Source organism: Rhodococcus daqingensis (assembly GCF_042665615.1).
Lineage (GTDB): Bacteria > Actinomycetota > Actinomycetes > Mycobacteriales > Mycobacteriaceae > Rhodococcus_G > Rhodococcus_G daqingensis.
The window spans coordinates 259,991-271,390 of sequence record NZ_JBHTCS010000010.1; the positions used below are offsets into that span (position 1 = coordinate 259,991).

General features: G+C 69.8%; 9 protein-coding genes. 3 read left to right on the top strand and 6 right to left on the bottom strand.

All coding sequences use genetic code 11. The features are described 5' to 3' along the window. The first annotated feature begins 21 nt into the window (after positions 1–21). Complete coding sequence (locus ACFQS9_RS08970) at positions 22–633, top strand: TetR/AcrR family transcriptional regulator (RefSeq protein WP_378403654.1); 612 nt, start codon at positions 22–24, stop codon at positions 631–633. A gap of 33 nt (positions 634–666) precedes the next feature. Here the strand turns inward: ACFQS9_RS08970 and ACFQS9_RS08975 are convergent, their stop codons facing one another. The 6 genes from ACFQS9_RS08975 to ACFQS9_RS09000 all read right to left on the bottom strand — a co-directional run bounded on the left by ACFQS9_RS08975 (position 667) and on the right by ACFQS9_RS09000 (position 7,769). Continuing rightward, positions 667–1,836 (bottom strand): lipid-transfer protein, encoded by a 1,170-nt coding sequence (locus tag ACFQS9_RS08975; RefSeq protein ID WP_077042935.1) that lies wholly within the window; start codon positions 1,834–1,836, stop codon positions 667–669. Next, a complete protein-coding gene (locus tag ACFQS9_RS08980; RefSeq protein ID WP_027502878.1) occupies positions 1,833–2,243 on the bottom strand; it encodes a MaoC family dehydratase in 411 nt (136 codons plus the stop codon). The genes ACFQS9_RS08975 and ACFQS9_RS08980 overlap by 4 nt, the downstream gene beginning before the upstream one ends. Beyond that, positions 2,240–3,286 carry a bifunctional MaoC family dehydratase N-terminal/OB-fold nucleic acid binding domain-containing protein gene (locus ACFQS9_RS08985; RefSeq protein ID WP_378403657.1) on the bottom strand — a complete coding sequence of 349 codons (1,047 nt, stop codon included), beginning with the start codon at positions 3,284–3,286 and terminating at the stop codon, positions 2,240–2,242. Before ACFQS9_RS08985 ends, ACFQS9_RS08980 begins: the two co-directional genes overlap by 4 nt. Beyond that, a complete protein-coding gene (locus ACFQS9_RS08990; RefSeq protein WP_378403659.1) occupies positions 3,283–4,443 on the bottom strand; it encodes an acyl-CoA dehydrogenase family protein in 1,161 nt (386 codons plus the stop codon). The genes ACFQS9_RS08985 and ACFQS9_RS08990 overlap by 4 nt, the downstream gene beginning before the upstream one ends. Then, positions 4,428–5,492 carry an acyl-CoA dehydrogenase family protein gene (locus ACFQS9_RS08995; protein ID WP_378403661.1) on the bottom strand — a complete coding sequence of 355 codons (1,065 nt, stop codon included), beginning with the start codon at positions 5,490–5,492 and terminating at the stop codon, positions 4,428–4,430. The genes ACFQS9_RS08990 and ACFQS9_RS08995 overlap by 16 nt, the downstream gene beginning before the upstream one ends. Before the next feature lie 126 nt (positions 5,493–5,618). Next, positions 5,619–7,769: an acyl-CoA dehydrogenase family protein gene (locus ACFQS9_RS09000; protein ID WP_378403663.1), complete on the bottom strand. Its 2,151-nt coding sequence runs from the start codon at positions 7,767–7,769 to the stop codon at positions 5,619–5,621. Positions 7,770–7,898: 129 nt separating this feature from the next. On the opposite strand from ACFQS9_RS09000, the gene kstR reads away from it, so the two are divergent. Both kstR and otsB read left to right on the top strand, forming a co-directional pair. Further along, a complete protein-coding gene (gene kstR, locus ACFQS9_RS09005; RefSeq protein ID WP_378403665.1) occupies positions 7,899–8,561 on the top strand; it encodes a cholesterol catabolism transcriptional regulator KstR in 663 nt (220 codons plus the stop codon). 14 nt (positions 8,562–8,575) lie between these two features. Further along, complete coding sequence (otsB, locus tag ACFQS9_RS09010; RefSeq protein ID WP_378403667.1) at positions 8,576–11,116, top strand: trehalose-phosphatase; 2,541 nt, start codon at positions 8,576–8,578, stop codon at positions 11,114–11,116. Positions 11,117–11,400 lie beyond the last annotated feature (284 nt).

The window sequence follows — 11,400 nt, forward strand, 5'->3', positions numbered from 1 at the left end:
GTCAACGTGATCGGAGCGACAATGACGGAAACGACGGACCGGCGTGCGCGCATCGCGGACGCCGCGCTCGACATCATCGCCGCGGACGGCATCCGGGCACTCACCCACCGCGGCACCGACCGGCACCTGGGACTGCCGTCCGGATCGACGTCCTACTACTTCCGGACCAAACGCGACCTGCTGGTCGCGACGGTCGGCCACCTCACCGACCGGTCACGACGCGCCTTCGCCGATTCCCGGCCGGAACCGCCCGCGCCGAACACGGGCATCGCCGAGATCGCCCACGGGATCGCCGGCTATGTCGACGGACTGCTCGCCGGCCGCGCCCGCGACATCCGGGCCCGGTACGCGCTCATGCTGGAGATGGTGCACGACAAGGAGATCCAGGCCGCCCTGGCGGTGAGCCTGTTCTCGCGGGATCGGGCGGTCGAGCTCACCCGCGCGCTCGGCACCGGCGATCCCGTGCGGGACGCGGCGGACCTGATCGCCCTCCTGGAGGGCCTGGTCTTCGACCGGACCGTCGGCGCCAGGGCACTCGAAGGCCCCGCGCCGGGTACCCCCGAGAGCATCGCGGCACTCGCCGCGCCGATAGCAAAGGCGCTGACGCGCCCGTGCGCGGTTGACGAGCGCTAGGACTCGTCAACCGCGCACGGGCGGCGCAGCCGCCTAGGCCGTCAGAACCAGACCCGACGTCGGCACACCGGTGCCTGCCGTCACGAGGACGTTCTGCACGTCCGGAACCTGGTTCACCGAGGTGCCACGGATCTGGCGGACGCCCTCGGCAATGCCGTTCATACCGTGGATGTAGCCCTCACCCAGCTGCCCACCGTGGGTGTTCAGCGGCAGCCGCCCGCCCAGCTCGATGGCGCCGTCAGCGATGAAGTCCTTGGCCTCGCCGCGGCCGCAGAAGCCGAGCTCCTCGAGCTGCATCAGCACGTACGGGGTGAAGTGGTCGTAGAGCACGGCGGTCTGCATGTCCTGCGGACGCAACCCCGACTGGGCCCACAGCTGGTCGCCGACCAGCCCCATCTCCGGCAGGCCGCTCAGGCCGTCCCGGTAGTAGCTGGTCATGATGTACTGATCGGCCCCGCTGCCCTGCGCCGCGGCGGCGATGATCGCCGGCGTGTTCGGCAGGTCCTTCGCCCGCTCCGGCGAGGTCACGACGATGGCGATGCCGCCGTCGGTCTCCTGGCAGCAGTCCAGCAGGTGCAGCGGCTCCGCGATCCACCGCGAGGCCTGGTGCTCCTCGATCGTGATCGGCTTGCCGTAGAAGAAGGCGTTCGGGTTGGTCGCCGCGTGCTTGCGGTCCGCGACCGCGACCCGCCCGAAATCCGCACTGGTGGCGCCGTACACGTGCATGTAGCGCTGGGCGATCATCGCGACGAACGACGCCGGTGTGCTGAGCCCGTGCGGGTACGAGAAGGCGTTGTCGGTGCCGGAGGAGTTCACCTGCTGGACCAGCGCCGAATTGACCTGCCCGAAGCGCATTCCCGAGCGCTCGTTGAACGCGCGATAGGCGACGACCACATCCGCGACGCCGGTGGCCACCGCCATCGCGGCCTGCTGGATGGTCGCGCACGCCGCGCCGCCGCCGTAGTGGATCCTGCTGAAGAACTTCAGGTTCGGGATCCCGACCGACCGCGCAACGGCGACCTCGGTGTTGGTGTCCATCGTGAACGACGTCAGGCCGTCCACATCGGACGGCTTCAGGCCCGCGTCGTCGAGCGCGGCCTGCACCGCCTCGGCGGCGAGGCGCAGCTCGCTGCGTCCCGAGTCCTTGGAGAAGTCGGTGGCGCCGATGCCGACAATGGCGGCCTTGCCGGACAGCTCGCTCACTGGGCTGCTCCATCCATCACGAGGGTGACCGTCGACTTGATGTGGTCACCGAGACTGTCCTTGCCGACGATGTCGAGGGTGACGAGGCCGTCCTCGACCGAGGAGACGGCACCGGTCAGGGTCAGCGTGTCGTAGGCGTACCAGGGCACACCCAGCCGCAGCTTGATCGACTTGATCACGGCGCGCGGACCGGCCCAGTCGGTGACGTACCGCTGCACCAGCCCGGTGTCGGTGAGGATGTTGACGAAGATGTCCTTCGAGCCGCGCTGCTGCGCCTTGTCCCGGTCGTGGTGAACATCCTGAAAGTCCCTGGTGGCCAACGCCGTCGACACGATGAACGTCGGGTCGCCGTGGATGGACAGGGCGGGCAGGGTCTCCCCCACTGTCGCGGTCAGGGTAGAACTCATGCCTGCTCCTTCACGGGACGCCACGCGTACAGCGTCCACGGCTGTTGTCCGGTCTCGTCGTCGCCCGGCAGGTCGAGGAACTCCACCTGCACCGGCATCCCGATCGCGACCTCGCTCGGGTCGACGCCGCGGAGCTCGCCGAGCATCCGCACGCCCTCCGCGAGTTCCACGAGCGCGACGACGAACGGCAGCGAACGCCCGGGCACCTTCGGCGCGTGGTGCACGACGTAGCTGAAGACGGTGCCGAGCCCCGAGGCCACGACGTAGTCCGTCCGCTCCGACTTGTCCTTCCAGATCGCCGGCACCGGCGGGTGCTGCAGCGAGCCGTCCGGGCGCTGCTGGATGCGCAGCTCGTGCGCCCCGACGCCCTCCCAGAAGAACTCGGTGTCGCGCGACTGCGAGGGACGCAGCATGCGGGTCGGGTCGAGGTCGTCGAGCGACTCGCCCAGGCTCGAACTCGCCTCGGCGCGAGCCGGTTCCGCCTCTGCCTTCGCCGGGGGCGCGAACTTCAGGATCCGGAAGAGCATCTCGGCGACGACCTCGTCGCCCACCTTCCAGAAGTTGCGGGTGGTGAAGAACCAGCCCTCGCCCAGGCCCGTCTTCTTCGGTCCCACAACGTCTTCGAGTACCGACTCGATGGTCACCTCTTCGCCCGGGCGGACATAGCGGTGGTACGTCTGGTCGCAGTTCGTCGCGACCACCGACGTGTAGCCGGCCTCGTCGAGGATCTCGGTCATCCGGCCGAGCGGATCGTCCTCCTCGCGTACGGCGCCGAGCCCACGCATCGTCCAGACCTGCGCCATGGCGGGCGGTGCGACGATGCCACCGTGGCCCGCCGCGACGGCAGCGTCCTCGTCGACGTAGATGGGGTTCTCGTCGCCGATCGCCTCCACCCAGTTGCGGATCATCGGCATGTTGATCGGGTCGCGGCCCGCGCGGGCCTTGCTGGCGCCGCCGGCCCGTACCCGCTCGGCCGCCGCGAGGATCGATGCTTCCTTGTCGCTCGCTGAACCGTTGCTCACTGAAACCTCCGTCGCGGTCATCGGGGCACCTTCGGCAATCCGAGCCCGGCCATCGCGATGAGCTCGCGCATCACCTCGTTGACGCCGCCGCCGAAGGTGATCACCACGTTCCGCTTGACCTGCACGTCCAGCCAGTGCATCAGCTTCGCTGTCTCCGGGTCACCGGGGTCGCCGTGCGCCCCGATGATCTCGTCGGCGATCCGTCCGACACGCTGAATACGTTCGGTGGCAAAGACCTTCGTCGCCGACGCGTCCGCGATGTCCACGTCGCCGGTCGCTGCCGCCACCTGCCAGTTGAGGAGCTCGTTCAGCCGGTAGGTCGCGTGGATCTCGCCGAGGCCGCGCTGCACGTCCGGTTCGGAGAGCAGGTCCCGCTTGGCCGCCCACTCGTGCACCTTCTCGTACAGGCCCGCGACACGGCCGGCCGGTCCGAGCATGACGCGCTCGTGGTTGAGCTGGGTGGTGATCAGCCTCCAGCCCTTGTTCTCCTCCCCGACCAGCATGCTCGCCGGCACGCGGACGTCGGAGTAGTAGGTGGCGTTGACGTGGTGCGCGCCGTCGGCGGTGATGATCGGGGTCCACGTGAAACCGGGATCCTTGGTGTCCACGATCAGGATCGAGATGCCGCGGTGGCGGGAGTCCGCGTCGCCGGTGCGCACGGCGAGCCAGATGTAGTCGGCATCGTGGCCACCGGTGGTGAAGATCTTCTGTCCGTTGACCGTGTAATACCCGGTGGCCTCGTCCCCCGTCCGCACCGCGGTGGTCCGCAGCGCGGCCAGGTCGGTGCCCGCATCCGGCTCGGAGTACCCGATCGCGAAGTGCACCTCCCCGGCCAGGATCGCGGGCAGGAACTTGCGCTTCTGCTCCTCGGTTCCGTAGGTCTGCAGCGTCGGGCCGACGGTCTGGAGGGTGACCGAGGGCAGCGGAACATCCGCCCGCACAGCCTCGTTCACGAAGATCTGCTGTTCGATCTCGCCGAAGCCACGGCCGCCGAACTCCACCGGCCAGCCGACGCCGAGCCAGCCGTCCTTGCCCATCCGGCGAATGACCTCACGGTAGGTGGGGCCGTGCCGCTCGGTGAGCATGATCTCGGCCTCCTCCGGGGAGATCAGGCCTGCGAAGTATCGGCGCAGTTCCGCCTGCAGCTCACGCTGTTCGGGTGTCAGATCGATGAACACCGGGCCCCCACGAGGTCGAGTCGAGATGAGGCGCCGCCGACGAGGCGGGCCAGGTCTTTGGCAATGGAGAAGTAGCGGTGCATCGGGTAGGTCACGTCCACACCCAGCCCGCCGTGCAGGTGGTGCAGCGTGCGCATCGCGGCGGGCACCTCGGCCGCGATCCAGTAGGCCAGCACCTCGAGGTCGTCATCCGCCTCGAGGCCCTCGGCCACCCGCCAGCCCGAGGCCAGCGCCGAGACGTGCAGGGTCCGCGAGGTGACGTAGACGTCGGCGATCTGCTGGGCCACGGCCTGGAAGGTCGCCAGGGGCTTGCCGAACTGCTCACGGGTGCGCAGGTGCTCGGCGGTCAGCGTGGTGGCGCCCGCGAGCAGTCCGTCCGCGTACGCGCCGATGCTCGCGAGCGCGATCCGGTACAGGGTGGCGTTGTCGCCGCCGAGGACCTCGGCGGCCGGGACCCGGACACCGTCGAGCCGCACCGAGAACTCGGGGCTGCCCGAGGACGAGGAGATCTTGGCCAGCGTGACGCCGGGGGCGTCGGGCGCGACGAGCACGACGCCCGCGTCGGTCGGCACCAGGATCCGGTAGGCGAGGTCGGCGAACGGAACGGCGACCTTCAGGCCGTTGACGACGACACCGTCACCGTCCGCGACCGCGGTGGTCGACGGCGACGACGGGAACGCCGCACCCGGCTCGTTCAGGGCCGCGGTGAGCACCCGGCCGGTCGCGACCTCGGCGAGGACCGCGTCCTGCTGCTCCTGCGTCCCCAGTGCGAGCACCGGGAGCAGGCCGAAACCGAGGGTCGCCAGCGCCGGCACCGGCGCGGCGCCGCGGCCGGTCTCGGTGAGCAGCGGCAGCACCTCGGACAGGCCGAGGCCCGCGCCGCCGATCCGCTCGGGCACGGCGAGCGAGAGCAGATCGGCCTTCGCCATCGCCTCCCACAACGCTGGGTTGAAGCCGCTGGTATCGGCGGGATCGGAGACCTCGCGGGCCAACAGCCCCACGACGATCTCCGCCACCGTTTCTTGTGTCTGATCCAGAGAGAAATCCACGCTGAACAATCCCGCCTACGAGTTAGAACCTGTTCTAGTTGTATCAGCTCCCCTGCCCGGGGACAACGGTTCGGGCCCGGCACGGGAGCGACGCTTCGCCCCCGTGCCGGGCACCGCCCGCCGCAGCTAGTCCCGCGGCAGCCCGAGGATCCGTTCGGCGGCCACCGTGAGCAGGATCTGCTCGGTGCCACCCGCGATCGAGAGGCATCGGGTGTTCAGGAACTCCCGGGAGAGCGGACCCTCGACGGCCCCGCCCGTCCCGGCCAGCTCGAGAGCGAATTCCGCGACCGCCTGCCGGTGCCGCACACCGACCAGCTTCCGCACGCTCGACTCGGGTCCGGGGTCCTGTCCGTCGAGCTGGCGCAGGGTGGTGCGGTGCTCGAGCAGCGAGCCGACCATGGCCTCGCCGATCAGGAATCCGGTCCGGTCCGCGGTGACCGCGTTCGGCCCGCCGCGCCCGGCCAGCTCGAGCAGCTCCTCCATCGCCTTGCCCAGCGAGGAGCCGCCGCTCATCGCGACCCGCTCGTTGGCCAGCGTGGTGCGGGCCAGCTTCCACCCGCCGTTGACCTGCCCGACAACGCCGTCGTCCGGCACGAACACGTCGTCGAGGAAGACCTCGTTGAACAGCGCGTCGCCCGTGATCTCGCGCAGCGGCGAGATGCGGATGCCGGCGCTGCGCATGTCGACCAGGAAGTACGTGATGCCCTTGTGCTTGGGCGCATCCTTGTCGGTGCGCGCCAGGCAGATCGCCCAATCCGCTTCCCGGGCAAGCGAAGTCCACACCTTCTGGCCCTGCAGGCGCCAGCCGCCCTCGACCTTCTCGGCGGTGGTCCGCAGCGCCGCGAGGTCGGAACCCGCGCCCGGCTCGCTGAAGAGCTGGCACCAGATGACGTCGCCGCGCAGCGTCGGCACCGCGAAGCGCTCGATCTGTTCCGGCGTGCCGTGCTCGAGGATGGTCGGCACCGCCCACCAACCGATCACCAGGTTCGGGGTCTCCAACCCGGCGCGCACCAGCTCCTCACCGATGAGGATCTGCTCGGCGGCCTTCGCCGACTTCCCGTACGGCTCGGGCCAGTGCGGGGCGAGGTAGCCGGACTCCGCGAACGCGATCCGGCGGTCGGCCTCGGGCAGCGCAGCGATGGATTCCAGCTCGGCGCGTACCGCAGGCCGCGAGGCCTCCAGATCACCGAGGTCGACGGTCAGGTGCCTGCGCTCGCCCGCCTGGGTGAGCTCGGCGACCCGCGCGCGCCAGAGCGCACTGCCGCCGAGCAGCTGTCGCAGCGAGAGCACTCGACGCAAGTAGAAGTGCGCGTCGTGCTCCCAGGTGAACCCGATGCCGCCGAGCACCTGGATGCAGTCCTTGGCGGTGTCGACCGCGGCGTCGAGCGCCACGGCGGCGGCGACGGCGGCCGCGATGGGCAGTTCCGCGTCCGATTCGGCCGCGACGGCGGCATCCCAGGCCACCGCCCGGACCTGCTCCACGCGGCACAGCATCTCCGCGCACAGGTGCTTGATGGCCTGGAACGAGCCGATCGGCTTGCCGAACTGCTCGCGGATCTTCGCGTAGTCGACGGCGGTCCGCAGGCACCATCCGGCGACTCCCGCGGCCTCCGCGGCGACCAGCGTCGCGGTCAGGTCCCTGACCAAACCGGGACGCAGCCCGGCAACGATCCGGTCCGCACCCACGCGGACACCGGCACAGGACACCCGGCCCAGCGGGGTGCTCACGTCGACGTTCTCCAACGCCTCGACGGTCAGCCCGGCCGCCTCGGCGTCGACGAGACACCAGACGATGTCGTCGCCGCGCGCGGCCGCGAGCAGCACACCCACGCCGGGAGCGCCGCCGAGCGCGAGCCCGGCCACGCCGGTCAGGACCAGCCCGCCGTCACCATCGGCCTCGGCGGACACGACACCGTCGACCACGACGCCGACGGGCAGATTGCCCTCCGCGAGTTCGGGGCCCCACTGCTTGGCCGCCGCCTCACCGCTGCGGCCGACGACCAGCGCGGCGAGCGCGGTCGAGAGCACCGGCCCCGCGGCCAGGGCCGCGGCCGCCTGCTCGAGCATCACCGCGAGATCGACGATCTCGCCGTCCGCGCCGCCGACCTCTTCGGCCTGCGCGACGGAGAACAGGCCCAGGTCCGCGATGGCGGACCAGTGCGACCGCCACGAGTCGGCCGGCCCCTGCCGTAGCGTCTCGATCGGGTTCGTCGCGCGGGCCCAGGCCTGAATCGATTCCTGGACGGCACGCTGCTCGTCTGTCGTGGCGATTGTCACAAGGGAGGCCAACCTTTCATTGCTGACAAATTTGTCTAGAACGTGTTCTAATATGTGGGCCGGGTAAGAGTCAAGACCTGGCGCGAACTGCAAGAACCGACCCACTCGCCGATATCAAGGAATCTGTGGATGACCTCCTCATCTCGAACCCGTTCCGCGGCTAAGACCGCCTCGACCAACGGGGCCGTCTCGACGCTGACCGACGAGGATCTCAGTTCCAACGCGCAGCGCGAGCGCCGCAAGCGAATCCTCGACGCCACCCTGGCCCTCGCGTCCAAGGGCGGCTACGAGGCCGTGCAGATGCGCGCCGTCGCCGAACGCGCCGATGTCGCGGTGGGCACCCTCTACCGGTACTTCCCGTCGAAGGTCCACCTCCTCGTGTCGTCGCTCTCCCGCGAGTTCGAGAAGATCGACGCGCGCAAGAAGGCGCCCCCCGGCGACACCCCGATCGAGCGGATGCACCTGATCCTGGGTCAGATCACCCGGGCGATGCAGCGCGACCCGCTGCTCACCGAGGCCATGACCCGTGCCTTCATGTTCGCCGACGCCTCCGCGGCCGCCGAGGTCGACCAGGTGGGCAAGCTGATGGACTCGCTGTTCGCACGGGCCATGAGCGACGGCGAGCCGACCGAGGAGCAGCTCGCGATCGCTCGCGTCATCTCCGATGTGTGGCTCTCGAACCTCGTCGCATGGCTCACCCGGCGTTCCTCGGCGACGGACGTCGCCAAGCGGCTGGAACTGACCGTGGAGCTCCTTCTCGGCGGAGGCTACAAGGATCCGGGCGCCGCGTAAGTAGACTTTGCGCAGTGAGTGCGCAAGACCTACCCGTCGAGCTCCGCAGGCGTCTCGTATCCGTTGCGAGGACGCCTCGGCTCCTCGTGGCGTCCGACTACGACGGCACGATGGCGCCCATCGTCTCCGATCCAGCCAAAGCCTTCCCACACGCCGAAGCAGTTCGAGCGCTGCGGGCACTCGCGAGCCTGCCCGCGACCGCCGCTGCGGTGATCTCCGGCCGCGCGCTGCGGGACCTGGCGATGCTGTCCCGGCTGCCCGTCGAGGTACAGCTGGTGGGCAGCCATGGATCCGAATTCGATGTCGGCTTCGTGCACGAGATCGACGACGACGCCAAACGGCTGCTGCGCGAGATCACCGAGGAGCTGCAGATGGTGGCCGCTGCCGGCGCGGGCGTCACCGTCGAGATCAAGCCTGCCAGCGCCGCCTTGCACGTCCGCAACGCCGGTCCCGAGGTCGCGGAAGCGGCACTGTCCCGGGTCCGCGAGGGCGCGGCAACCTGGCCCGGCGTGCAGGTCACGGAGGGCAAGGCCGTCATCGAACTGGCCGTCATCGCCACCGACAAGGGCGAGGCCCTGGACATCCTCCGGCATCGCGAGGGTGCGTCGGCCACGGTCTTCCTCGGCGACGACGTCACGGACGAGAAGGCCTTCAGCCGGCTTCAGGGCCCGGATCTCGGCATCAAGGTCGGTGACGGCGAATCGCTCGCCGAGTTCCGGGTGTCGAGCACCGAGGACGTCTCCGCCGCGCTGGCGTTCCTGCTCGAGGAGCGACGGACCTGGCTGCACGGCGAGAGCGCCACCCCGATCGAGCGTCTGAGCATGCTGGCGAGCCCCCGAACGGTCGCGCTGCTCACCCCCGACGCCAACCTGACCTGGCTCTGCCACCCGGAGCCCGATTCCGCCGCGGTGTTCGCGCACCTGCTCGGCGGGCACGGCGCCGGACACTTCACCGTCGGCCCCCAGCGGGAGGCGCTGCCACTGAGCCAGCGGTACGTCGACGGCACCATGACCGTCGAGACCCGTTGGGCGAGCCTCCAGGTCACGGACTACCTGCCGCACGACGTCGTCCAGGGCCGCACCGACCTGATCCGCGTGATCACCGGCCAGGCCAAGGCCGTGGTGACGTTCGCTCCGCGTCCCGAGTTCGGACAGGTGCAGGTGCATCTCGAGCAGGAAGCCGACGGACTGCGGGTGTACGGCACCACCGATCCGCTCGTGTTGCGCTCCCCCGGTGTCGAGTGGGAGATCACGAGCGACGGCGTCCAGCAGACCGCGAGCGCCGTCATCGACCCGTCACAGGGGCCGATCGTCCTCGAATTGCGCTGCGGTACCTCGGACTTGGAACCGTCGTCGACGCCGGAATCGGAGCGGAGGGCGACCGCGGAGTCGTATTGGAGCGAGTGGGCCGATTCCCTGACCCTGCCCGCCCGCAAGCGTGGGCTGATGAAGCGCTCCGCCCTGACGCTGCGCGGCCTCGTGCATGCGGATTCGGGATCCATCCTGGCCGCGGCCACCACCTCCCTGCCCGAGGAGATCGGCGGCGTCCGCAACTGGGACTACCGCTACTGCTGGCTTCGCGACGCGTCGCTGACCGCGTCCGCACTCGTCTCGCTCGGCTCGCTGAGCGAGGCCGAGGACTTCCTGGAGTGGGTCCACGGGGTCCTCGAGACGCTGCCCGGACCCGAACGCCTGCACCCGCTGTACACGATCTACGGCGCCAACCTGCCACCCGAGGCGGTGCTCGATTCCCTGCCCGGCTACGCCGGCTCGCGTCCGGTCCGGGTCGGCAATGCCGCGAACTCACAGGTACAGCTGGACGTCTTCGGCCCCATCGTCGACCTGATCTCGCATCTCGCCCAGGCGCGCGAGAAGGCGGGCATCATCGATGTGCTCACCGACGCCGACTGGAACCTGGTGCAGGCCATGGTCTCCGCGGTCGAGCGCCGCTGGGCGGAACCGGACAACGGGATCTGGGAGATCCGTGGCAACCCGCGCCACCACGTGTACTCGAAGGTCATGTGCTGGGTCACCGTCGACCGGGCGCTGACCCTCGCCGAGCGGTTCGGGCGACAGTCCGAACCCGGGTGGTCGTCGCTGCGGTCGGAGATCGCCGACGAGGTGAAGGATCGCGGCTGGAGCGACCGCGCGCGCTCGTACACGGCGGCCTACGACGGTACCGACCTGGACGCCGCGACGCTGCACATCGGGCTCTCCGGGCTCATCGATCCCGCCGATCCGCGGTTCGTCGCGACCGTTCGCGCCACCGAGGCGGAGCTGCGCAGCGGCTCGACGGTCTACCGGTACCACCACGACGACGGTCTGCCCGGCGGCGAGGGCGGGTTCCACCTGTGCGCGGCCTGGCTGATCGAGGCCTACCTCCTGATCGGGGAACGCTCGGACGCCGAGGCCCTGTTCGCCCAGTTGGTCGACGCCGCCGGCCCCACCGGACTGCTCGCAGAGGAATACGACCCCGTGGCCGAGCGGTCGCTCGGCAATCACCCGCAGGCCTACAGCCATCTCGGTCTGCTGCGCTGTGCCCAGTTGCTGAGCTGAATTCCGTAGCGACGAACCCCGTCAGGTGAGCTCGTGCCGGTAGGTGCGGACTCGCCGGCCGGGGGTCCGGTCGAGTGTGCAGGTGTCGGGGCATCGGCCGGGTGCGGTGTCCGGTGGGTGCACTCTCGCCGGCCCCGGAGGGGGTGGGTTCGTGCCCTGGATATGCGAAATGCCTCGCATTGCAGTCTCTTTCAAGACTGCAATGCGAGGCATTCGCAATTTATGTTCGGCGGTGTCCTACTCTCCCACACCCTGTCGAGTGCAGTACCATCGGCGCTGGAGGG

Bases quoted from the DNA above. Each gene is read 5' to 3' on its own strand.
- ACFQS9_RS08970 (WP_378403654.1), top strand. From the start codon at position 22: ATGACGGAAACGACGGACCGGCGTGCGCGCATCGCGGACGCCGCGCTC.
- ACFQS9_RS08980 (WP_027502878.1), bottom strand. From the start codon at position 2,243: ATGAGTTCTACCCTGACCGCGACAGTGGGGGAGACCCTGCCCGCCCTG.
- ACFQS9_RS08985 (WP_378403657.1), bottom strand. From the start codon at position 3,286: ATGACCGCGACGGAGGTTTCAGTGAGCAACGGTTCAGCGAGCGACAAG.
- kstR (WP_378403665.1), top strand. From the start codon at position 7,899: ATGACCTCCTCATCTCGAACCCGTTCCGCGGCTAAGACCGCCTCGACC.